Here is a 22,994-nt window from a genome sequence, read left to right as displayed (position 1 = left end):
TTTCCCTTTTTCCCCTTTCCCCCTTTTCCCCTTTTTCCCCTTTCCCCCCTTTCCCCGCTTTCCCCCCTTTCCCCTTCTTATGGACGAAATATTCACTCAAGACCCAAAAGTTGAAACTGAAAACGGCGATTGGTATGAGGCAAATCGCCTTTACTTAATAGCTGCGATCGCACAAGTGGAAGAAACCTTACGGCGACACGCAACACCCAATCTCCAACTTAAGCCAACGGCGCTACGAGACGCAGGACAAATCGCAGCCGCGATGTCTCCTCCACCCGCTTTGGAAAAGTTCTGCAATACTTTCAACTTATTGGATTTCGATCGGGATTTGCTACTCTTGTGCGCTGGGATGGAATTGGATGCCAACTGGGGGAATTTGTGTGCTGCCGCTGCCGGAAATTCACAGCAAACTTACCCGACTTTCAGTTTGGCATTGAGGGTACTATTAGCACCAGATTGGGCAGCATTGACCCATGATGCACCATTACGTTGGTGGCAAGCAATCCAAGTGGGGCCAGGAAATTCGCTAATGCAGTCCCCTCTAAGAATCGACGAACGGGTGTTGCACTATTTGTTAGGAATCGAACATCGGGACGAGCGATTGGTTAACTATGTCGATCTCGTGCCGAACCAAGATATTCAGGAAATAGGCTTGCCACCCTCTCACCGATACTTAGTAAATAAAATAGCAGGGGTGTTGGGAAGTACGGATGGTCTTAATTATCAAATTGTCCAGTTGTGCGGCTCGGATCTGGCTGAAAAAACCGCGATCGCAGCGGCGGCTTGTACAATGCACGGATGGAATCTGCACGCGATGGCGGCTGATAGAATACCGACAGACACTGACGATTTAGCCAATTTAATGCGCCTGTGGGAACGGGAAGCACTTTTGAGTAATAGTGTTTTACTACTAGAGTGCGATGCAGTCGATCCCAATGACCAAAATCGAGATAATGCGATCGCGCGGCTGATTGAAAATAGTAATAATCCGCTGATTGTCAGCGTTAGCGATCGGCGGCATCCCCGCAAGCGTCCTTTAATCGCGTTTGATGTCGAGAAGGCAACCTCTAGCGAACAGCAAGCCATTTGGCGATCGGCTTTGGGAGAGTTGGCAGAAAGTGTGAATGGTTGTGTAGAAAAGATCGTGGCGAATTTTAACCTCAGTTCTCCGGCAATTTACGCAACTTGTAGAGAAGTGCAAAGCCAGAACGAAACTAGAGAGGAACTAGATGTTGCCTTGTGGGAAGTATGTCGGGTACAAGCGCGATCGCGTATGGACGGTTTAGCTCAACGCATTGAATCAGCCGCTACCTGGGACGATCTCGTATTACCAGACGAGCAACGCTATATCTTACGGGAAATTGTTGCCAATGTTCGACAGCGCACGAAAGTTTATGAAAGCTGGGGATTTGCTGACAAAAGCACTCGCGGGTTAGGAATTAGCGTCTTATTTGCTGGAGCGAGCGGTACTGGTAAAACAATGGCAGCCGATATTATCGCCAAGGAATTGCGGCTAGATTTATACCGAATCGATCTCAGTGCCACAATTAGCAAGTACATAGGCGAAACGGAAAAGAACTTGCGGCGCATATTCGACGCGGCGGAAGCGGGAGGGTGTTTGCTGCTTTTTGACGAAGCTGATGCTCTGTTTGGTAAGCGCTCTCAAGTGAAAGACAGTCACGATCGCTATGCCAACCTGGAAATTAGCTATCTGCTACAACGGATGGAATCTTACCGAGGATTAGCTATTCTAACTACCAATTTAAAAGATTCCATAGATCGGGCATTTTTGCGCCGCCTTCGTTTCGCGATCGAGTTTCCCTTTCCAGATGCCGAATACCGCCAACAGATTTGGCAGCGCATTTTCCCAACACAAACACCCACACAAGGATTGGATTTTGGCAAGCTAGCCCAACTAAATGTTGCGGGTGGAAATATTCGCAATATTGCTCTCAATGCTGCCTTTACTGCTGCCGATGCAGGAGAATCCGTAATGATGAAGCATATATTGCAAGCAGCAAAAAGCGAATATATTAAGTTAGAACGACCCCTTACAGATATGGAGGTAAAGGAATGGGTATAATAGCTAAAACATTGCCGATTTTTAATACTACTTAGCGGTTGTATTAGATAACAAAAATCAGGCTTATTTCTATCTCAATGAAGAATTAGCACAAACTTCGCCTGTAAGCATATCTGCTAATAAAACCAGCGTCAAGAAAAAGCATCCATTTCAATAGAGTGTTTTAATATGACGAATCCTACAAAATCTTTACAACCAGTCCTTTTGTTCGATGGACAAAACAATGCGATTAACTTAGGGAAAAAACCTCAATTTAAAATTGAGAAAGCAATTACTCTAGAAGCTTGGATTTGTGTAACAGCTCAAAAAAAATATGCTGGCATTATTAGTAACATTTTCAAAGCTGGCGCAACAGAAAGTGGATATGGTCTGCTCCTTGATGGTGAGAGTGGTATTTACTTTGGGTTAAAAGTTCCTTCAGCCGGAATTCAGTATCTTAGTAGCGGAGCCAACACGATTACCCTCAACAAGTGGCATCATATTGCGGGGACTTATGATGGGCAGGAAATGAAATTGTATGTCGATGGCGTAGAAAAAGCTAAACAAGTATATGCAGGAAATAACATCAATTATAATCCCGAAAATAACTTATTATTTGGGATGTATAAAGATAATAATGCTTCTCTTGCATTTCCTGGAAAAATAGCGGAAATCCGAATTTGGAAAATCACTCGTACCCAACCAGAAATTCAAAATAATTTCTCCCAACGGCTAACAGGAAATGAGTCAGGATTGGTGGGGTATTGGCCTTTAAATGAAGGCAGCAACAATATCGCTCACGACCGAACCACTAAGACCAATCATGGTGTGATTAATGGGGCTAGCTGGGAACAAGCACAAGTGCCATTAACAAAGCAGCCAGTCATAACATTTAATGGACAAGACAACGCGATCGACTTAGGGAAAAAACCTCAATTTAAAATAGAGAAAGCAATTACCCTAGAAGCTTGGATTTGCGTAGCATCTCAAAAAGGATACGCTGGAATTATTAGTAACATTTACGATACTGGCACAACAGAAAGTGGATATGGTCTACTCCTTGACGGCTATAGTGGGATTTATTTCGGGTTAAAAGTTCCGGCACTGGGAATTCAATATCTTAGTAGCGGAGCCAACACGATTACCCTCAACAAGTGGCATCATATTGCGGGGACGTATGATGGTCAGGAAATGAAATTATATGTCGATGGCATAGAAAAAGCTAAACAAGTATATGCAGGCAATAACATCAATTACAATCCCGAAAATGACTTGTTATTGGGAATGTTTAAAGATAATGATGAAGTTTACGCCTTTGCTGGAAAGATAGCGGAAATCCGTCTTTGGAAAATCACTCGTACCCAACCAGAAATTCAAAATAATCTCTCCCAACGTCTGACAGGAAATGAATCAGGATTGGTGGGGTATTGGCCTCTAAATGAAAGCAGTAACAACATAGCTTATGACCGAACAAAAAATACTAATCATGGTGTGATTTATGGGGCTAACTGGGAACAATCACAAGTGCCATTAACAAAGCAGCCAGTCCTGACATTTAATGGACAAGACAACGCGATCGACTTAGGGAAAAAACCTCAATTTAAAATAGAGAAAGCAATTACCCTAGAAGCTTGGATTTGCGTAACATCTCAAAAAGGATACGCTGGAATTATTAGTAATATTTACGATACTGGCACAACAGAAAGTGGATATGGTTTGCTCCTTGATGGCTATACTGGGATTTACTTTGGGTTAAAAGTTCCTGCACTCGGAATTCAGTATCTTAGTAGCGGAGCGAACACGATTACCCTCAACAAGTGGCATCATATTGCGGGGACTTATGACGGTCAGGAAATGAAATTATATGTCGATGGCGTAGAAAAAGCTAAACAAGTATATGCAGGAAATAACATCAATTACAATCCCGAAAATGACTTATTATTAGGGATGTATAAAGATAATGATGAAGTTTACGCCTTTGCTGGAAAAATAGCGGAAATCCGAATTTGGAAAATCACTCGTACCCAACCAGAAATTCAAAATAATCTCTCCCAACGTCTGACAGGAAATGAGTCAGGATTGGTGGGGTATTGGCCTTTAAATGAAGGCAGTAACAATATCGCTCACGATCGAACCAGCAAGACCAATCATGGTGTGATTTATGGGGCTAACTGGGAACAATCACAAGTTTTATTTACAATGCCCAGTTCTCCAGCGCCAACCAACCCAACAATCAGTAACCAACCGAGTTCTCCAGCACCCACCGACTCACTGAGTAATCAACCGAGTTCTCCAGCACCCACCGACTCACTGAGTAATCAACCGAGTTCTCCAGCACCCACCGACTCACTGAGTAATCAACCGAGTTCTCCAGAGCCAACTGACCCAGTTGATGAACTATCCAGTTCTCCAGCGCTAACTGACCCAGTTGATGAACTATCCAGTTCTCCAGAGCCAACTGACCCAGTTGATGAACTATCCAGTTCTCCAGCGCTAACTGACCTAGTTTATGAACTATCTAGTTCTCCAGAGCTAAATGAACCGTCTATGCCAAGCGAAGAAGAAGAACCTGTAAGACTGAGCGAACCTGCACCTGAGTTTGCAGCAACGGGGACAAAGCCCGATAATCCTAAAACCACGTTATGGATTGAGTTAAAACCTGCACGCCATCAAGTCGCAATTTACGGGCAGATTAGCGATGCCGAAACTGGGTTGACAATTCAGAATGCTTTAGTCGAGATAACGCAAATGCCAGAAACCTTTAAACAGTGGTTGATATTGCGATCGCAACAGTATGGTAGTCAATGGCAGACTCTTGAGCATCGTCCAGACCGGAAGAGAACAGCGATTGACGGATACTTTCACTTTTTGGATTTGCCGGATGGTGAATACACCTTAACGGCATCCCTACCGAGTGCTGGTACTTGCTACGGTACTGCTGAAATAAAAGCGATCGTAAGTCGAGATTCCCAAGGCAACTACGTAAAAACTGCCGCTAATATGACGCTGCCACCGACAGCTATTAAAGGCAAAATTACAGATTCAGGTGGGGTTCCTATAGCTCTAGCCAAAATCCAGATTGCCCGAACCACAGATTACATTTTTAGTGATAGTAAAGGGAACTATCTCTTCAGCAGTCTAGAAACCTCAAAAGCCCCGTTAAAGCGCACAGTTAATATTCAGGTTTCGGCGCGAGGCTTCCAGTCAGCTTCCCAAAGTGCGGAACTCAGCCAAGGAGCAATGGAAAACTTAAACTTTGTTCTTAAAAATAGCTAAAAAATAACAAAGCTTTAAGATTTGTTAGAAGCTTACTGCTTATGTATGACTGCCCGCTGAAACTGTTTTGCCATTTTAAAATGGTTAAAAACTTTTCCTAGTTTCCAACTAATTTGGGCTAAAACTTTCTACCACAATATGCACTACCAAAAATCATTTCAGGAAGACAAACTATGCTTGACGACTTAGATAAAACTTTAGAAAAACTGCTTAAACAAGAACTGCCGCCTGCCTTAGCCAATCGCATCAGCATTAGCTTCGTTACTCCCGACGAGGAATTTCCTACTAAGGTACAACTACCAGCGATCGACCTTTTCCTTTATGACGTGCGGGAAAACCTGGAACTGCGAAACACCGAATGGCTTGTGGAACGTCACAGTAATGGCACGGCAACCAGAAAGCGTCCTCCCGTGCGAGTAGACTGCTCTTACTTTATTTCGAGTTGGCCTGTAGATCGAGCAGACGCACAAACAGAACATCGACTACTAGGTGAGGTGATGAAAGTGCTGTTGCGCTATCCTCAAATCCCACCTGAATTTCTTCAGGGAACCCTTCAAGGACAGCAACCTCCGCTGCGAGTAGAGAGTTTGCGGCCTTCGCAGTTACAAACTATGGGAGAATTCTGGCAAGCAATGGGAGGAAAACCTAGAGCAATACTGAACTATACTGTTACTCTCTCAGTAGATGTTCACGAAACTTCAGAGATTGTCCCCCTCGTTATGGATAAGAAAATTTAGGGAAAGGGGGAAAAAGGGAAAAGGGAAAAGGGAAAAGGGAAAATACATTGATGTTTCTACCTTTTTACTGTTTGCGATCGTAAGCAAGAATTTTGGGATGACAGGGATTCGGTATTTAGTGATACAACAATTGGGAAATTAAGTTCTTTTATTCCTCTTTCCCCTTTCCCCCTTAACTTGCTAGACTCATTGCTACGCTGCTACAGGGCCTCCTACACCAGTACCATAGTCTGCGCCTCTCTGAATTCTAGTTGTGGTTTGAGCAGACTGGGCTTTTCCAGCACTGCTGATGAGCTTAGGCTGAACCATCGCTCTGGGAGAAACTTGTACCTGGCTTAATACGTTAGCTTCGGGTTGTGGGGAAACTTGCTTTTCGGGGGTGGCGTGTTGCGATCGATCCGCAGAGGTAAACGGACGCGGCTCAAACTTCTTGCTGGCTGGAGTCCTAGTTGCGGAAGCTGGTGCTTTTCTGGAAACGTGCTGTCTAGCTGCCATAATCTCACCTATGAAAATTTATTGACGCCTTGGGTGGGACTCATCGCTACGCTGCTACAGGGCCTCCTAAATTAGTACCGTAGTCTCTCTGAATTCTAGCTGTGGATTGAGCAGACTGGGCTTTTCCGGCACTGCTGATGAGCTTAGGTTGAACCATTGCTCTGGGAGAAACTTGCACTTGGCTTAATACGTTACCTTCGGGCTGTGGGGAAACTTGCTTTTCGGGTGTAGCTTGTTGCGATCGATCCGCAGAGGTAAACGGACGCGGCTCAAACTTCTTGCTTGCCGGAGTCCTAGTTGCGGAAGCTGGGGCTTTTCTGGAAACTTGCTGTCTAGCTGCCATAACCTCACCTATGAAAATTTATTGCGCTTCGCGTGTCAGTGGTCAATTGTCAGTTGTTTTTTTTATCTGGTCTAATACCCCATCCCTTTATAGGTGGTTTTTCCAAATCTTTGCCACTGACCACTGACCACTGACAAAACTCCATCCCCTGGTGGGTGGAGTTTTTTATTGATGTCTTGGGATTCATGGCTATTTGGCTAACGGTCCTCCTATACCGTAATCAGATCTCTGAATTCTAGTTGTAGGTTGGGCAGACTGGGCTTTTCCGCCACTGCTGATGAGCTTAGGCTGAATCATCGCTCTGGGAGAAACTTGTACTTGGCTTAATACGTTAGCTTCCGGCTGTGGGGAAACTTGCTTTTCTGGTGTAGCTTGTTGCGATCGAGCAGCAGAAGTAAACGAACGCGGCTCAAATTTCTTGCTCGTCGTAGTCCTAGTTGCGGAAGCTGGGGCTTTTCTGGAAACGTGCTGTCTAGCTGCCATAACTTACTTTATTAGGTTTTGTAAATGATAATTTTCCTATTTTACCATATATACTCACTTTCTTTAATTAAGAAGTGTTTGTATCGATCCAAGCTAACGCGATCGCAGTTAAAACCACTGAACGCTAGACCCGCATTTCTCACAAAGAAAGCGATCGCAGTCTCTGGAAGCCTTGTATAGTAAGCATTTGAACCTCTTAAACCGAATTCTGTCTGGCTTTGACGAAATAAGGGCTGTGACCTCTAGCAACTATCGTGTGAGAAATGCGGGTGGAATAGCCTTTACTTTACATAAGTAAAATCTGCTCTATTCTTTTTTAAGAACGTATATTTTTAAATGCACAATAAATTATTTTTGTCAACATACTTTAGTTATATTTAATTATTCATAAGTAGTTAATGAAATAAAATTTAAAACAAAAAAATAATTAAAAAAAATCTATAAAATAAATTTATTAAAACATTTAACAAATTAAATTAAGCTTGACAAGTTTACAGAATATAGATAACCTAAATAAGTTAGTTAAAAATGCGAACCAATCCAGATAATTAAGAAAATTCTGTAAAAATTCAAGCATTGAGAATATCTGTTAATATGGATAGCAAAAATTTTCCATATGGCAGAGGGAATTCATTTTTCAAGTTTGAAAAAAGCACTGCTCAAACTGACTAAAGATGAGCGAGATTGCTTAATTTGTAAAGGTAATTAAAGTAGGGCAAAGATTTTGGGTTACTTCTTTAATTAGGGAGAAAGACGATGCCAACTACCTATTTATCTCCAGGTGTTTATGTTGAGGAAGTTCCTTCAGGGACTGCTCCAATAGTAGGAGTGGGAACAAGTACAGCAGGGTTTATTGGGTTGATTCCCCAAAGTACAAGTTCGCAAACAACACCCTCAAAAAGTAAAACAACTGAGGCTTCTTCATCAAGTCAAGCTACTTCCTCAGTGACTCCAGGCTATGCAGCAATAGGCCAAATCAACCTTTGTACTAATTTCACTGAATTTAAGAAGTTTTTTGGTGACTTTTCCCCAAGCAACGCGGCGCAAAACACCTTCGCTCATGCAGTTTACGGATTCTTCAGAAATGGAGGAACGCGCTGCTATGTTGTTAAAGTTACCAGTGAAAGCGAACTCAATTCTGCGCTAGAAAGTTTTGAAGCAATTGATGAAATTGCCCTCGTTCTCGTACCCGGACAGACAAGTACAACAATTCAAACTGCAATCAAAGACCATTGCCAAAAACTAGGCGATCGCTTTGCCATCCTCGACTCTCCCGAAACCGTAGACTTAAGCAGCCCTACTCTGGTAGAAACCCTCAAGCCCTTCAACTCAGATTATGCGGCTTTATACTTCCCCTGGCTTCAAGTTTTCGATCCAGCTAGCAACAGTCAAATATACGTGCCACCTAGCGGTCACATCGCAGGCATTTACGCTCGCGTAGATACTCAAAGAGGAGTCTACAAAGCTCCCGGCAACGAAACGGTTCTCGGAGCAGTTGGACTCAAATATAGTATCAGCAAAGCCAAACAAGATGGACTCAACCCTGCTGGGATCAACTGCATTCGCAACCTCAACGGCAATATTCGAGTTTGGGGCGCACGTACTCTAGGCGGTGATGCCAACGGAGAATTCAAATATATCAACGTCCGTCGCCTATTCAACTATTTACGAGAATCGATCGACGAAGGAACTCAATGGACGGTTTTTGAACCCAATGCACCGGATCTTTGGGCGCGAATTCGTCGCAATATAAACGCTTTTTTATTCACAGTTTGGCGCAGCGGCGCTTTGTTTGGTAACACGCCGGAACAAGCTTACTTCGTCAAGTGTGATGAAGAAACCAACCCCCCGGAACTGCGAGATCTCGGTCAGGTTGTTACCATCATTGGCGTATCAGTCGTCAAACCAGCCGAATTCGTCATCTTCCGCATTAGCCAATGGGCTGGGCCAGGTGCTAGTTAAGAAGGGGAAAGGGGGAAAAGGGGAAAGAGGAAAGAAAAATTTAAAGCATTGCTTCTTTGCCAATCTCCTCCCTTTACCTCTTCTTATTTCTGTTTCCCCATCCCTTTCCCCCTTTCCCCCTTTTCCCCTTTCCCCCTTTTCCCCTTTCCCTATGCTCATCCCCGGTGTTTACAAAGAGGATATCTTCCCGGCACCTGCCCCACAACTGATTACAGGTGTGCCTGCATTTTTGGGATTTGCACAAAAAGGGTCAATTAATACAGCCCAGCGATTTACTCTTTGGCCTGAGTTTACCGCAACTTTTGGCCAAGCCCTGGAAAATAGCTACCTGTACCGTGCTGTAGAAGGTTTCTTCGGAAACGGTGGGACTCCGTGCTACGTAATTCGTCTCCCCAAAGATGGGATTTCCCTAAAAGAGGCATTATTACAAGCACTGAAAGAATTAGAATCGATCGATGAGATCGATCTAATCTGTGCGCCAGACATTGTGGGGGAGAACCTCGTAAAAGAACAGGTACAGGAAATGCAGGCGGCAATTCTAGATCACTGCGATCGTATGGGCGATCGGTTTGCCATTCTAGATTGTCCAAGCTTTACGGCGGGAAGGCAAATATCGGAAATCCAGCAATATCGACAAAATTTGCGAAGTGCCAATGGTGCCTTGTACTTCCCTTGGATTAGGATCGAGAACGATTCATACATCCCTCCCTGCGGTCACATTGCTGGTGTTTATGCGCGTTGCGATCGCTCAGTTGGTGTCCACCAAGCACCCGCCAATCAGGTTCTCGAAGGTGTACTCGACTTGCAAATTGATTTATCGGAAGCAGAGTTTGCCACTCTCTATCCTGAAAATCAAGTATCGGGAGTTAACTGCTTGCGTGCTTTTAGAGGACGAGGTATCCGCATCTGGGGAACCCGGACTTTGAGCGACGATCCTGCTTGGGGATACCTCAATATCCGCCGATTGTTTCTAACAGTTGGTCGCTGGATCGATCGCAATCTTGCTGATGTTGCTTTCGAGCCAAACGATTACAAATTGTGGGTTCGCATCGATCGAGAATTGACGACCTACTTTCTATCTTTATTCCAACAAGGAGCGCTGAAAGGAAACGCACCACAAGAAGCATTTTACGTCAAATGCGACGCAGAAACTAACCCGCCAGAACTGCGCGACATCGGAAAAGCAGTCACAGAAATTGGCTTGGCACCTGCCATCCCGAACGAATTTATCATCGTTCGCCTCATTCACGGCACGACTGGAGTTGTTTTGACTCAAAGTACGTAAGGGGGAAAGAGGAAAAGATTGTTTTTCCAATATCACAACACTCACAATTCCTCTGCGATCGCAATAGTTAAATATAACGACACAAGTCAACCAAACAATCTATTTCTTTCCCCCCTTTCACCTTTCCCCTTTTTCCCTTTTCCCCTTTTCCCCTTTTCCCCCTTTCCCTTCCCCATATTCAAATTAAAGGAGTATTTCCTATGCCCGACGTTAAAGCCCCGCACAAACCAGACCCGTATTTTTCACATAGTTTTTATGTGGAATGGAACGGCATCATTCACGCAGGTTTTGTCGAATGTAACGGTTTGAGTTCTCATCAAACAGCAATTGTATATCGGGAAGGAACCGATCCGCCTAACGTTCGTAAAATACCCGGAATGATTAACAATAACAACATCACCCTCAAACGAGGCACTACCAACAATGACGAACTCTGGCAATGGCGAGCCAAAATAGCAAAGGGAGAAATTGAACGCCGTGAAGTGTCGATCGTCTTGATGGATGAGGGAGGAAGAGAAAAAATTCGCTGGAATCTTACAAACTGCTGGCCCGTAACCTGGAGCATTTCACATTTTGATGCCATGAATAATGACTTATCAGTGGAATATATAGAACTCGCCCATGAAGGAGTAACTGTCGATAAGTGGTCGTAAAATCGTATCCTTTCGCCTTAGTAAAAAACTCTTTTCTCTCCCCTTTTCCTCCTTCCCTCTTTTCCCCTTCTTCAAACTATGTTGCAGCCGACTGAATTTCCTTTCATTCTCCCGCAAGGTTATGTAGATACAGAAGGCAACGTTCACCGAGAAGGGGCGATGCGGCTAGCTACTGCTTATGACGAGATTGCACCCATTCGAGACCCTCGCGTGCAAGCAAATCCGGCATATTTAGCAATTATTCTCTTATCGCGAGTGATCGTTCGTCTGGGAACAGTTGAGCATATTAACCCAAAACTCATAGAAAACCTTTTTTCTGCCGATCTCGTTTATTTACAAGATTTCTACCAGCGCATTAATCAAAACGGCCATAGCCGTCTTTTGGTAACTTGCCCTCACTGCCAAGGTGAATTTGAAGTAGAAACTGTGCCTGTGGGGGAGTAGCTTGCTACCCTTCCGATCGGCTGCTTGAAGAGGTAGCGTATATTGCCTATCACTTTCATTGGTCTTACGAGCAAATCGTCAATTTCGTACACAGAGAAAGGCAGGAATGGGTAGCAGAAATTGCCCGTATTAATCAGAAGTTAAACGATAACCAAGTCAGACGTAGTTAGTGTCCTTTGGCTGGATAATGAATGGTTTTTAGGCTAGTAGCAAGTGAGGAAAAATTGGCGAATAAATTAGGTTGGAAGGCAGTGTTAGGTGGGGGAATTATCCGTTCAGATCCCTATCTAACTTACAATTTTTTAGTAGAAATTGGTGGGTTAGTAACGGGAGGATTTACTGAAGTCAGTGGATTAGGAAGCGAGATTGAGTTGGAGTCTTATGCAGAAGGAGGTGTGAATGGATTCACCCATTATTTCCCAAAACGAACAAAATATTCTAACCTGGTTTTGAGTCACGGAATTACTGATATAGATACGCTCTGGCTTTGGTATCAAGCGGCGGCTGCTGGCAAAGTTCAGCTAAAGAATGGCACGATTATTTTGCTAGACCAACAGCAACTACCCGTAATGTGGTGGAATTTTAAAAATGCTTATCCCGTTAAATGGTCTGGCCCTCAATTCAATGCAAATAATACTTCTCAGGTAGCGATCGAAAGAGTGGAATTGGTTCATCAAGGAATTGATAAACCTTTCTTTAGTTTAGGTTTGCGTGGATCGTATGTCTGAAGTTAATAACTTGCCAGCAAGCAATAAGGGTAATTGGCAGGATGCGATCGATCCTGGCTTTCAAGAGCGTTTGATGCGTCCTCTAGTAAAACCGGGGGTAATTGATAAGACTCAGTTAGCTGGAAATATTCTTTCGCGATCGCAGCGCTTTGCCAACCGACTTCCATTAGTATCCCAATTGGAACGTCGCTTTTCTGGCGTAAACAATTTTCCCGCAAGTCAAGTGCCAATTACCTACGCCCAACCTCTCGGCGGCGAGGCAAATGTTGCAAATACTGTCACACCTAAAAATTCACCTGCTTCTGGGCAAGTTTCAAGAACCGTAGTTCAAGCTAAATTGGCCCCCACACCCTCGAAAAGTACTAGCGCATCTCCAAGTGCGATCGCTCCTGTTAAAGGAATGCCCGTAGCAAATAGCACTAAAAATTTCAGTAACTCTGTTGAGGTGTCCAGTTCACCACTACCTTTGGTGCGAAGCCAAAATGCTGAGCCAACACAGGTAAAACAAAAACCTGCTTCAAATTCACCTTCTGCTCAATCCAATATCCGCACCGATGCTACTACAAAGCTTACACCACAGCCTGTAGTGTTAAGCCAAAATGCTGAATCAATGCAGGTACAGCAACCACTTGATTTAACTGCACCTTCGACTGCACAGAATACCAGTGCTACTTCTCCAGATCAACAAAATTCGCCTCTACCCGTAGTGCGAAGTCAAAGTGTTGAGCCAATTTCGACTCAGCAAAACCTCGATTTAATTGCGCCTTCGACTGCACAGAATGCGATCGCTATTTCTACATCTACAGAACCACCAATTTCTCCCTTACCCGTAGTCCGAAGTCAAAGCGCCGAACTAATTTCAGCGCCGCAAAAACAGGAGTCAGCGCAGTCAAAAAGCTTACCCATTGTCTACGCCGAACCCTTAACAGGTGAAGTTAGCAATCCAAGCAAATCTCTAACTCTAGCTAAATCACAACCTTTACAAACTCAAGTTAATCCGTTACCAGTGGTGCAACCGAGATACAGTCAGAGTCAGCAAACAACGCGATCGCAAAATTCAACCACCGCTTCTCTAACTCCTTCCAGTATTCCCCAAGCAACAGAAAATAACTCTCAACCTACTAGCGAAACGAATTCGTCCATCCCGATCGTACAAGTAACAAATACTGTGCGTTCTTGGTTAGAGCCGCAGCCTCATCCGTTGCTGAAAAACCAAACTACTGCCAATCCTACCCCAAACCAAACTTTCAATCAAAAAACAGTCAGAACGACTAACTTAGGTACGCCCCTAATATTCTCTACCCCTCACTCCGCTACAGGACAGGAACAACAAGCAAATAACCCTGAGTTTACTTCTTCCCAACAAAATTTTGAGGGAGGACAAACAAACTATAATTCAGCCACTGCCATAACAGTAGCTTCCCAACAAATTACACCAAATCTTAATAGACCTCCCACAGTTGAAAGCGATCGTTATGAAGGAAATAATCTACCGAACAATAACAGTCCCACAAAAATTGATGTGGATGCTTTAGCCGATAAAGTAGAACGCAAACTCATGCGGCGGTTAGTTATAGAAAATGAGCGTAGGGGGCAAACAAGATGGCGTTAGAGAAATTAAAAATTGCGATCGAAGAGAACTATCCCTCATTTGGCAGACCGATGGATGTTCTGTTTAACCCTCAGCAAATACAACTTTCTAGAGCCGGGGGTAGCATTTTGGAAGGTCAATTAGTCGGAGGAGATAAACCAGCTACCTTAACGATTGAATTGTTCTTCGATACAACTTTGAGTAAATTTGGCTCCGAAGACGTACAAAAGTATACCAAACCCATCTACAACCTCACCCGTAAAAAAGGGAAATTAGACAGACCACCCTTATGCCGACTGAATTGGGGAAAAGGTTATGCTTGGTTTTTGCAAGGTTATTTGAAACAAGTTACCAAAACACTCACTCAGTTTTTAGAAGATGGAACACCAGTCCGTGCCAAACTAAATTGCACCTTTGAAGAATGGATTCCTTTAGAATATCAGAAAAAAAATCAGAACCCAATTGACGACCCAATTCGCGTTGTCAAGCGAGGTGAAACTCTTAGTAGTATTGCCGCCCAAGAATATAACGATCCTTCCCTTTGGCGATTAATTGCCGAAGTCAACAAAATTGATAATCCGCGTGCGATCGTTCCCGGTCAAGTTTTGACTGTACCACCTCTGCGCGTCAACAGCACATTTTAATAGAAAAAGGGGAAAGGGGGAAGAAATGGAAAAAAGTTGAAAGTTTTGAGCATTTAAAAGTTAAATATCTGGAACAGTAAAGCTACACTGAATAACAAAACCAAGGAGTTGGGCGCAATGCTATTTAACCAAGTTAAATTTATAAATCAACCACCCAATTATTAAATTATTCGCCTTTCCCCCTCTTTCCCCTTTTCCCTTTCCCCTTTTTTCCCTTTCCCCTTCCCCCCGTCCTATGTATAGCCTTAAAGATACCGAATTACTAAATCTTAAAGTTCAAGTCTTACTAAAAGGCTCTCGTCTACCGATAAAAGCAGAGGTTGATTTACAAGCGATCTCAGTACATCAAGACTTGGATGCGCCGGGGATGTTTGCTATGGAATTTATTAACTGGGACCCTACCAAAGGCAAAGTTACTTGGGTAGATGATAACTTATTCGACATCGGAACTCAGATAGAAATCCAAATCGGTTATCAAAATAATTTAATAAGTTTAATAGGAGGAGAAATTACAGGATTAGAGCCAGAATTTCAATTGGATGTAATGGCTCCCCTTCTGGTTGTGCGTGGCCATGACTTGCGCCATCGACTTTTAAGAGGTCGCAAAACCCGCTCTTTTACAAAGCTGAAAGACAGCGAAATTGCCAGTCAAATTGCGGTAGAACGAGGTTTGCAACCCCAAGTTAAAGACACTCAAGTAAAACTAGAGTACGTTTTGCAAGCGAATCAAACCGACCTGGAATTCTTACAAGAAAGAGCAAGGCGTATTGGGTATGAAGTTGTCGTAGAAAACAAAACCTTGTATTTCCATCCTCACCAGAATGATACTCAAAAAGTATTAACTTTGACACGAGAGGATGACCTAATTGAATTTCGTCCTCGTTTGAGTGCTATGGGTCAAGTTAGTAATGTAGAGGTGCATAGCTGGAACTTTAAGGATAAAAAAGCATTTACTGGTAAAGCTGCTGCTGGTAGCGAAAACTCAACCATGAAAGGTTCTACCAGCGGGCCACAAAAAGTTACCCAAGCTTTCGGTAAAGCGACTCATGTTATTGTTAGCGAACCTGCATCCAATCAAACAGAAGCCGATCGCATGGCAATGGGACAATTTAATGATATGGCATTAACTTATATTACTGGTGAAGGCATTTGTTTGGGATTTCCCGAATTACAGCCAGGAAGAGTCATTGAAATTACGGGAGTAGGCAATCGGTTTAGCGGACTTTATTACGTCACTTCAGCAACTCATTTTTACCAGAAAGATAGAGGATATGTCACTAATTTTACGGTGAGGAGGAATGCCACATGATAGGAATGAATTTACTATCCGAATTATTGGCTGTACCCGAACAACAAGGACGTTTTTATGGGGTCACAGTTGGAATAGTTACAAATAATAAAGATGATGATGGATTGGGGCGAGTTAAGGTAAAATTTCCCTTACTTTCTGATAGTGATGAGAGTTATTGGGCTAGAGTATTAACGTTGATGGCTGGTAACGATCGAGGAATATACTTTTTACCAGAAGTTGATGATGAAGTGTTAGTGGCATTTGCTCATGGCGATATCGAATCGCCGTATATTTTAGGCGCGGTTTGGAATGGCAAAGATAAACCACCTGAAAAAAATGACGATGGTAAAAACAACCGTCGCTTAATTAAATCTCGCAGCGGTCATCAGATAATTTTGGATGATACTAAAGATGAAGAAAAAATTATCATTCGCGATCGCACGGACAAGAACGAGATAGTGATTGATTCTAAAAATAACAAGCTTAATATCAAGGTAGAGAAAGATATCACAATTGAAGCAAAGGGAAAAATAACAATCAAAAGCAGCGATGGAGATGTTTTAATTGAAGGTAAAAATTTATCTTTTAAAGCACAACAAAATTGTGAAATTCAAGCCGATACAAATTTAAAAATGCAGGCTCAACAGAGTTGTGAAATCAAAGCTAATACTAATTGCAACGTTCAAGCAAATGGAGGAATGACACTTAAATGTGCAGCAGGAGTTAACATCAACGATGGCGCTTTGGAGGTAATTTAATGTCAGGATATCTATTAAACTCTGGTGCAACTGTTATTTGCGCTCATGGTGGACAAGCACAGCCAATTGCTCCCAGTCCTCGCGTAAAAGTGATGGGTCAACCGATTACTACTCAGTCATCACCCCATGCGATCGCAGGATGTTCTAATCCCGTACCACCTGTCAACGTTGGCCCTTGCATTATTGCTCAGTGGGTAAGTGCTTCCACAAGAGTCAAATCGATGGGACAACCAGTGCTATTACAAGATAGCCAATCCGTCTCTATTCCTACCGGAACTCCCTTGAATATTTTAGTAACTCAAACTCGCGTTAAGGCAATGTAATTGAAATATGAATGGCGATTTTTTAGGAGTGGGATGGACATCCCCAGTAAAACTAGACGGAAAAAACCAAGTTGAAATGGCACGTTATGAAGAGTGCGTCCGACAGTCAATTTGGACTATTTTAAGCACCGCTTACGGGGAACGTTTAATGCGCCCTGATTTTGGTTGTGGCATTCACGATCTGGTATTTGCTAATAACAGTGCTGGCACAATTGGAGTTGCGATCGCATCCGTAGAGCAATCCTTAATTCAGTGGGAACCGCGCATAGATTTACTGGACGTAGATGCCTATCCCGATTCTTCTCAACCCAACCGATTACTCATTCAAATTAATTACCGAGTTCGTACAACAAATAATCGATTCAACTTGGTTTATCCATTCTATTTAGAGTAATTAATAAAAGGGGAAAATGGGAAAAAACAAAGACTAAATTATTCCTTCGATTCCAATCTACTCTGTTTACTATTACTACTTCTACCCTCTGTTTACCCTTCCCCCGTTCTCCCCTTTCCCCTTTTTCCCGTTTCCCCCTTTCCCCCTTTCCCTTTCCCTCCCCCCCCTTCCTATGTCCACCCAGCCTCCAAAAATAGACAAGCGCACCTACCAAGAAATCGTTGCCCAAACAGAACAATTGGCGCAGAAGTTTACTCAATGGCGTCCTCATTCTGATGGTAAACCGGATGCGGGACGGGCGCTAATTCGTATTTTTGGGCGCATGGCAGCACTGGTAAACGATCGCATCAATCAAGCCCCAGAGAAAAACTTTTTAGCATTTCTAGATACGATCGGCACTCAAATTTTGCCGCCAATACCAGCACGAGTTCCCCTCACGTTTAATTTAGTTTCAGGCAATCCAACCGATGCTTCTGTTCCTGCTGGTACTCAAGTAGCAGCCCCACCAATAGAAGAAGAAAAAGAAGAGGTTGTTTTCGAGACGGAACGCAAACTGGCACTGATAACAGCACAATTACAAGCAGTATTTGTTCGGGAACCTCTTACCGATCGATATAGCGATCGCACTTCTGAAGCTACAGGCAATATTAATGCTGCTTTTAAAGCTTTTGAAGCCAATAAACCAAACGAACATTACTTTTTTCTAGCTTGCGATCGCTTATTAAGTTTACCAGAAAATAAGACAATTATTTTTATATTTTATTCAACAGAAATTTCAAACTTTGCCCAGTTACCTCTCTCTTGGTCGTACTGGGATGGTGCTAACTGGCAGGCATTACAAGTCTTTTATTTAAATGGTGTTACCTGGCTGCCAACACCACCATCCCTTACTCTAAATCAACGAGAAATGCAAGTCTCTATTCGCAATTTGCCAGTACCCGCACGAAAAACCATCAACGGAGTAGAAGCAGCATGGTTGCGAGTCGGTTTAAATACTTCCATCGCTCCTACCCAGCCACTTCCTTATATTAATGCGATTCTGGCTGGCGTGCTAATCGAACGCAATAACTTAATTCAGCCGGATTTGTGTTTTTTCAATGCTTCTCTTCTCGATTTGAGCAAAGATTTTTACCCTTTCGGTCAACAACCACGCTTTAACGATACTTTTTATATCGGTAGCCAAGAAATATTTGCCAAACCTTCTGCTGTAGTAACTATCGAAGTTAAACTTAGCGGATTACCTGTTAATAAAAACGGGGGTGCAGAACTTGTTTGGGAAGTTTATAACGGTGCTAGTTGGGAAATACTAGGACGATCGAGCGTTAGCAATCCTAAAATTAGCGGGCAACCGGAATTTAACGATCGCACTCAAGCCTTCACCCAGGATGGGCAAATAACATTTACTTTACCTGCTCAGATACAGCCTACGATCGTAAGTGGAACAACAAATTGCTGGCTCAGAGTCAGGTTAATCAAAGGGAATTATGGCACTGAAGCTACCTACAGACAAACCACAAATTCCAGTAATCAAATCTTCATCGAACCAGTAGCCGCATCCTTCGCAGCACCATCCGTGCAATCTATTGGATTGAAATATAATTATCGAGCTTGGGACGCTCTATCAGCTTGCCACACCTATAACAATTTTACTTATGCCGATCGCACAGCCCAACTGATAGATTATGGTTCCACATTTCAACCCTTAACCCCTACCGCTCCCACCGTTGAACAGATAAACTGTAATAATAAAATTCAACTTTTCAGCCTTTCCACCGATATCCGTCCTACTCTATACTTGGGATTCGATCGGCCTTTTCCTAATCGAGCAATTACCCTCTACTTTCAAGTAGAACCTCCGCGTCCGGGCGAAATTGCTAAAGCTAATGCGATCGCAGTACCCGCACGAGTTGTTTGGGAATATAGCAGCCCCACAGGTTGGGTTCCCTTAACCATACAGGATGAAACCGATGCTTTGAGCGAAAGAGGTATCATCCAGTTTATTGGGCCAACAAACTTTTCCAGCCAGACTGAGTTCGGACAATCTCTATACTGGCTGAGAGCGAGATGGGAAAGTGGAGAATTTGCGGTGTCTCCTCAGTTGCGCCGAATCCTGACGAATACGACTTGGGCATCTCAGACGGTGACGATCGCAGAAGAGATATTGGGTACAAGCGATGGTAATCCCAATCAAACTTACCACACTGCCCAAAAACCAATACTGTTGGGTCAATGCTTGCAAGTGTTTGAGCCAACAGACCCTTCTTTAGTAGGGGAAAAAGGGGGAAAAGGGGAAAAAGTTGAGATCGTCCGTAATGAGGCGGGACAGGTGCAAGGCGCTTGGGTGACGTGGCAGGAAGTGCCAGATTTCTACGGATCGGGGCCACGCGATCGCCATTACGTTCTCGATCGCCTTGCGGGTGAAGTACGTTTTGGTGATGGTTTACACGGCGCGATTCCACCCCAAGGCTTCCTAAATAACATTCAACTTGCTCCTTATCGCATCGGTGGCGGAAAACGAGGGAATCGTCCAGCATTAACCGTAACCGAACTAAAAACTACCGTACCTTATGTAGATAGCGTTACCAATCTCGAACCCGCTGCGGGTGGCGCTGAAGGAGAATCTCTAGAGCGGGTTAAAGAGCGAGGGCCAAAGGCACTGCGCCACCGAGGTCGAGCAGTAACCGTTGAAGATATGGAAGACTTAGCACTCGAAGCATCTACAGAGGTTGCTCGTGCTTTAGCGATCGCACCTCAGTTTAACCCGATCGACGGCTTGCAGTGGTTGCCTATCTACCGGATTAATCTCGATGCAGCAGGAGAGATTAAAGTCGAAACGATCGCACTTCCTGACGGTATCACCCTAGAAGTTAATATCAACGGCCCCGGACAGTCAAACCCCTACACATCCAAGAAGCTAAGTACAACAAACCCTGCCATCACCTATACCGTGACACAAAAGCAGTTCGAGCTTGGCAGAGAATGGAGCATTACTTTTACCAACTTAGGAAACTCCAGCGCCGATAGCGTTCGCGCCAAAATTACCTATCTGACAGGTTCTCTCGATGTAGAGTTTCAAGCTCCATCGATGAACTCTAGCAGTACAAGTAACCCGTATCAAGGAGTCACAGCTGCTGGTAGAGTTGAATTGATTATCGTACCGCAATCTTCAGATCCCCAACCAACGCCTAGCCTGAGTTTACTAGAGCGCGTCGAACGCTACATTCGCGATCGCTGTTCTCCCGCCGTCGATCTGCATCTCACAGAACCGGATTGGGTTGAAGTCACGATAAGAGCGAATATCGTTCCCATTTCACTAGAAAAAGTTGATGAAATCAAGCAAGCAGCAACCGATACTTTAATCGCATTCTTGCATCCCCTCACAGGGGGAAGGCAAGGTCGAGGTTGGGATTTCGGTCGCCGTCCGCACGAGTCAGATTTGTATGCCGTATTAGAAAAAGTTGATGGAGTCGATTATGTTGCTTCTCTCTCTATTGATAGCCCATCACTAAACCAATTACCCAACAACCGACGCAATAGGTTTTTAATCTATTCCGGCGCACACCAAATTACGTGCAGCCAAATCTAGTTTCTATTCCCTTTTCCCCTTTCCCCTTCCCCCCTCTACCATGCCTTTACCATTACCCAACTTAGATGATCGTTCTTATGAAGATTTGGTTGCAGAAGCCACCTCTCTGATCCCCGTCGAGTATCCCGAATGGACTGACCACAACCCATCGGACACGGGAATTATTTTAATTGAATTGCTGGCTTGGCTAACCGAAATGGTACTTTATCGGGTCGATCGCGTCCCCGATAAAAATATGGAAATTTTTCTCAAGCTGCTCAATGGGCCAGAATGGGTCAATGGGGAAAAGGGGAAAGGGGAAAGGGGAAAGGGGGGAAGTTCTTCCTCCCTCTTGGAGGGTGGTTTGCAAGATGCTATTCGCGAAACAGTTGTCGATCTGCGAAAGCGTTACCGAGCAGTAACTTGTGAGGATTACGAGCGATTGGCAGTCGAAGATTGGAATCAAACCGCGCAATCCCAATTATTAGGCAAAATTAGGCGATCGCATTGCCTTCCCGAACGCAACCTAGCTTTAAAGAACCCAGAAGCACGAGAAGCAAATGCTCCCGGACACATTAGCCTAGTCATAGTACCAGACATACCCGAACAAGCAGGCGAAGCCAACCTCTCCCCTTCCCCCCTTTCCCCCTTTCCCCTTTCCCCCTTTTCCCCTTCTTTTTCCCCTTCCCCCTCTTCAGATTTACTAACTGCCTTGTGGATATTTTTGGACGAACGACGGTTACTGACAACGCGCCATCATGTTGTTGCACCAGAGTATGTACCTGTTACGATCTCTGCTACCCTATTTCTTGACGAAGGGGCTAGAGCGACAGATGTGCGATCGCGTGCCGAAAAAAGCATCAGCACTTTCTTTCATCCCTTCAAGGGCGGTGCAGACGGCACTGGCTGGCCTTTTGGTCGCAACATTTATATTTCTGAAGTTTATGAATTGCTTGATGATATCCCTGGAGTGAACTACGTCGAGATAGTGAAACTACAAGTCATTTATCCAACGATGCAAATCAGAAACGATCTCGATCGAAGTAAAGAAATTGGTCTGCTGGTTGGAGTAAATACAATTATTGGCAGAGGACTTCTTGATGAGGATACCAACAAACAAGTTGTCTTGAAAGACTATGAATTAGTTGCAGTCAAAATTGGTGAATTAATCCTGAAGGAGGCTTGGCAAGTCAATGCCTGATAATAATCCCGATCGTATTAGTAGTTATCTCCAATATCTCCCTTACTTGCAGCAGTCTGATAAGTTTTTGGGACATTTTCTCCTGGCTATCGAGCGGATTTTAAGCGGATTTACTCCCAAAGATTCCGACGATATTATGCCCAACCAACTCGGTTTAGAAGAGTATATCGATCGCATTCACACCTACTTTAATCCTGGCTTATCCACAGAAGAATCCGGAACTGCACCTGCCGACTTTTTACCTTGGCTTGCCTCTTGGGTAGCAGCCAGCTTACAGGAAGAGTGGGATGAAAATTTTCAACGCAAGTTTATCAGTAATATCGTACCGTTGTATCGCTTGCGAGGAACGAAAGCAGGGATGAAAAAAATTCTAGAAATTTATACAGGAGAAGAGGTTAAAATTTACGAATTCGATCGACCCGCTCACTATTTTCAAGTTGAAATGACGTTGAGCGAGACAGCGGAAAACCTGAGACGCAAACAGCAGATCGCCAAAACAATTTTAGATTTACAAAAGCCTGCCCACACTTTTTATTCTTTCCAAGTGCTAGTGCCAACCATGCAAATCCGCAATAAAGACTTACAAAATGGGATAATTGTTGGAAGAACAACTATACTTGGAACAACCAGTAATCGCTAAATAAAGGAAGAAAAATAAAGGAAAAGAATAAAAACAAAATATCAATAATTCACAAGAAAAATCAGAATTGTTCTCTCCCCTTTCCCCTCTTCCCCTCTTCCTCTAGCCCCTAGCCCCTA

Annotated in this window: 20 protein-coding genes and 1 pseudogene; 18 read left to right on the top strand and 3 right to left on the bottom strand. The window is 43.8% G+C overall.

Translation table 11 applies throughout. The features are described 5' to 3' along the window. The first annotated feature begins 79 nt into the window (after nucleotides 1-79). From H6G03_RS25390 to H6G03_RS25380, 3 genes are all read left to right on the top strand, one after another. A complete protein-coding gene (locus H6G03_RS25390; RefSeq protein ID WP_190470452.1) occupies nucleotides 80-2,083 on the top strand; it encodes an ATP-binding protein in 2,004 nt (667 codons plus the stop codon). Between the two features lie 168 nt (nucleotides 2,084-2,251). Beyond that, nucleotides 2,252-5,338, top strand: a complete 3,087-nt coding sequence (locus H6G03_RS25385) for a LamG-like jellyroll fold domain-containing protein (RefSeq protein WP_190470448.1) — start codon at nucleotides 2,252-2,254, stop codon at nucleotides 5,336-5,338. A gap of 173 nt (nucleotides 5,339-5,511) precedes the next feature. Beyond that, complete coding sequence (locus H6G03_RS25380) at nucleotides 5,512-6,075, top strand: DUF4255 domain-containing protein (protein WP_190470444.1); 564 nt, start codon at nucleotides 5,512-5,514, stop codon at nucleotides 6,073-6,075. Nucleotides 6,076-6,267: 192 nt separating this feature from the next. Here H6G03_RS25380 and H6G03_RS25375 read toward each other — a convergent pair whose 3' ends face one another. From H6G03_RS25375 to H6G03_RS25365, 3 genes are all read right to left on the bottom strand, one after another. Further along, complete coding sequence (locus tag H6G03_RS25375) at nucleotides 6,268-6,570, bottom strand: hypothetical protein (RefSeq protein WP_190470442.1); 303 nt, start codon at nucleotides 6,568-6,570, stop codon at nucleotides 6,268-6,270. A gap of 46 nt (nucleotides 6,571-6,616) precedes the next feature. After that, entirely contained in the window at nucleotides 6,617-6,913 is a 297-nt protein-coding gene (locus H6G03_RS25370; protein WP_190470439.1) for a hypothetical protein, read from the bottom strand. A gap of 189 nt (nucleotides 6,914-7,102) precedes the next feature. Next, the gene (locus tag H6G03_RS25365; protein WP_190470436.1) at nucleotides 7,103-7,396 is read right to left on the bottom strand and encodes a hypothetical protein; all 294 of its coding nucleotides are present in this window, start codon (nucleotides 7,394-7,396) and stop codon (nucleotides 7,103-7,105) included. Nucleotides 7,397-8,152: 756 nt separating this feature from the next. Here H6G03_RS25365 and H6G03_RS25360 point away from each other — a divergent pair. From H6G03_RS25360 to H6G03_RS25295, 15 genes and pseudogenes are all read left to right on the top strand, one after another. Then, nucleotides 8,153-9,358, top strand: a complete 1,206-nt coding sequence (locus H6G03_RS25360; protein WP_190470434.1) for a phage tail sheath family protein — start codon at nucleotides 8,153-8,155, stop codon at nucleotides 9,356-9,358. Nucleotides 9,359-9,509: 151 nt separating this feature from the next. After that, nucleotides 9,510-10,643, top strand: coding sequence for a phage tail sheath family protein (locus H6G03_RS25355; RefSeq protein ID WP_190470431.1), 1,134 nt, complete (start codon nucleotides 9,510-9,512; stop codon nucleotides 10,641-10,643). Between the two features lie 200 nt (nucleotides 10,644-10,843). After that, the gene (locus H6G03_RS25350; RefSeq protein ID WP_190470428.1) at nucleotides 10,844-11,296 is read left to right on the top strand and encodes a phage tail protein; all 453 of its coding nucleotides are present in this window, start codon (nucleotides 10,844-10,846) and stop codon (nucleotides 11,294-11,296) included. An 81-nt stretch (nucleotides 11,297-11,377) separates the two neighbouring features. Then, nucleotides 11,378-11,740, top strand: coding sequence for a phage tail assembly protein (locus H6G03_RS25345; RefSeq protein ID WP_190470460.1), 363 nt, complete (start codon nucleotides 11,378-11,380; stop codon nucleotides 11,738-11,740). A 5-nt stretch (nucleotides 11,741-11,745) separates the two neighbouring features. Then, a pseudogene (locus H6G03_RS39340) lies at nucleotides 11,746-11,910 on the top strand (DUF6760 family protein); the annotation flags it as partial. A 54-nt stretch (nucleotides 11,911-11,964) separates the two neighbouring features. After that, nucleotides 11,965-12,468 (top strand): phage tail protein, encoded by a 504-nt coding sequence (locus tag H6G03_RS25340; protein WP_242060467.1) that lies wholly within the window; start codon nucleotides 11,965-11,967, stop codon nucleotides 12,466-12,468. Next, complete coding sequence (locus tag H6G03_RS25335) at nucleotides 12,461-14,080, top strand: hypothetical protein (protein ID WP_190470423.1); 1,620 nt, start codon at nucleotides 12,461-12,463, stop codon at nucleotides 14,078-14,080. Before H6G03_RS25340 ends, H6G03_RS25335 begins: the two co-directional genes overlap by 8 nt. Next, a complete protein-coding gene (locus H6G03_RS25330; RefSeq protein WP_190470420.1) occupies nucleotides 14,071-14,703 on the top strand; it encodes a CIS tube protein in 633 nt (210 codons plus the stop codon). The genes H6G03_RS25335 and H6G03_RS25330 overlap by 10 nt, the downstream gene beginning before the upstream one ends. A 235-nt stretch (nucleotides 14,704-14,938) precedes the next feature. After that, nucleotides 14,939-16,012: a phage late control D family protein gene (locus H6G03_RS25325; RefSeq protein WP_190470417.1), complete on the top strand. Its 1,074-nt coding sequence runs from the start codon at nucleotides 14,939-14,941 to the stop codon at nucleotides 16,010-16,012. 5 nt (nucleotides 16,013-16,017) lie between these two features. Next, nucleotides 16,018-16,752, top strand: a complete 735-nt coding sequence (locus tag H6G03_RS25320; protein WP_456057582.1) for a phage baseplate assembly protein V — start codon at nucleotides 16,018-16,020, stop codon at nucleotides 16,750-16,752. Then, the gene (locus H6G03_RS25315) at nucleotides 16,752-17,075 is read left to right on the top strand and encodes a hypothetical protein (RefSeq protein ID WP_190470412.1); all 324 of its coding nucleotides are present in this window, start codon (nucleotides 16,752-16,754) and stop codon (nucleotides 17,073-17,075) included. The genes H6G03_RS25320 and H6G03_RS25315 overlap by 1 nt, the downstream gene beginning before the upstream one ends. Before the next feature lie 7 nt (nucleotides 17,076-17,082). Next, nucleotides 17,083-17,469: a GPW/gp25 family protein gene (locus H6G03_RS25310; RefSeq protein ID WP_190470409.1), complete on the top strand. Its 387-nt coding sequence runs from the start codon at nucleotides 17,083-17,085 to the stop codon at nucleotides 17,467-17,469. 172 nt (nucleotides 17,470-17,641) lie between these two features. Then, entirely contained in the window at nucleotides 17,642-21,055 is a 3,414-nt protein-coding gene (locus H6G03_RS25305; protein WP_190470406.1) for a baseplate J/gp47 family protein, read from the top strand. 40 nt (nucleotides 21,056-21,095) lie between these two features. Beyond that, complete coding sequence (locus H6G03_RS25300; RefSeq protein ID WP_190470403.1) at nucleotides 21,096-22,235, top strand: baseplate J/gp47 family protein; 1,140 nt, start codon at nucleotides 21,096-21,098, stop codon at nucleotides 22,233-22,235. Next, complete coding sequence (locus tag H6G03_RS25295; protein ID WP_190470400.1) at nucleotides 22,228-22,875, top strand: phage tail protein I; 648 nt, start codon at nucleotides 22,228-22,230, stop codon at nucleotides 22,873-22,875. Before H6G03_RS25300 ends, H6G03_RS25295 begins: the two co-directional genes overlap by 8 nt. Nucleotides 22,876-22,994: the final 119 nt, after the last annotated feature.

Origin of the sequence: Aerosakkonema funiforme FACHB-1375 (assembly GCF_014696265.1) — a bacterium.
Taxonomy (GTDB): Bacteria; Cyanobacteriota; Cyanobacteriia; order Cyanobacteriales; family Aerosakkonemataceae; genus Aerosakkonema; species Aerosakkonema funiforme_A.
This window is presented reverse-complemented; position numbering and strand designations above follow the sequence as displayed.

Coding starts and splice junctions, on each gene's coding strand:
- H6G03_RS25300 (WP_190470403.1), top strand. CDS start 21,096: ATGCCTTTACCATTACCCAACTTAGATGATCGTTCTTATGAAGATTTG.
- H6G03_RS25365 (WP_190470436.1), bottom strand. CDS start 7,396: ATGGCAGCTAGACAGCACGTTTCCAGAAAAGCCCCAGCTTCCGCAACT.
- H6G03_RS25310 (WP_190470409.1), top strand. CDS start 17,083: ATGAATGGCGATTTTTTAGGAGTGGGATGGACATCCCCAGTAAAACTA.
- H6G03_RS25380 (WP_190470444.1), top strand. CDS start 5,512: ATGCTTGACGACTTAGATAAAACTTTAGAAAAACTGCTTAAACAAGAA.
- H6G03_RS25305 (WP_190470406.1), top strand. CDS start 17,642: ATGTCCACCCAGCCTCCAAAAATAGACAAGCGCACCTACCAAGAAATC.
- H6G03_RS25315 (WP_190470412.1), top strand. CDS start 16,752: ATGTCAGGATATCTATTAAACTCTGGTGCAACTGTTATTTGCGCTCAT.
- H6G03_RS25360 (WP_190470434.1), top strand. CDS start 8,153: ATGCCAACTACCTATTTATCTCCAGGTGTTTATGTTGAGGAAGTTCCT.
- H6G03_RS25375 (WP_190470442.1), bottom strand. CDS start 6,570: ATGGCAGCTAGACAGCACGTTTCCAGAAAAGCACCAGCTTCCGCAACT.
- H6G03_RS25350 (WP_190470428.1), top strand. CDS start 10,844: ATGCCCGACGTTAAAGCCCCGCACAAACCAGACCCGTATTTTTCACAT.
- H6G03_RS25330 (WP_190470420.1), top strand. CDS start 14,071: ATGGCGTTAGAGAAATTAAAAATTGCGATCGAAGAGAACTATCCCTCA.
- H6G03_RS25370 (WP_190470439.1), bottom strand. CDS start 6,913: ATGGCAGCTAGACAGCAAGTTTCCAGAAAAGCCCCAGCTTCCGCAACT.
- H6G03_RS25385 (WP_190470448.1), top strand. CDS start 2,252: ATGACGAATCCTACAAAATCTTTACAACCAGTCCTTTTGTTCGATGGA.
- H6G03_RS25335 (WP_190470423.1), top strand. CDS start 12,461: ATGTCTGAAGTTAATAACTTGCCAGCAAGCAATAAGGGTAATTGGCAG.
- H6G03_RS25355 (WP_190470431.1), top strand. CDS start 9,510: ATGCTCATCCCCGGTGTTTACAAAGAGGATATCTTCCCGGCACCTGCC.
- H6G03_RS25295 (WP_190470400.1), top strand. CDS start 22,228: ATGCCTGATAATAATCCCGATCGTATTAGTAGTTATCTCCAATATCTC.
- H6G03_RS25390 (WP_190470452.1), top strand. CDS start 80: ATGGACGAAATATTCACTCAAGACCCAAAAGTTGAAACTGAAAACGGC.
- H6G03_RS25320 (WP_456057582.1), top strand. CDS start 16,018: ATGAATTTACTATCCGAATTATTGGCTGTACCCGAACAACAAGGACGT.
- H6G03_RS25325 (WP_190470417.1), top strand. CDS start 14,939: ATGTATAGCCTTAAAGATACCGAATTACTAAATCTTAAAGTTCAAGTC.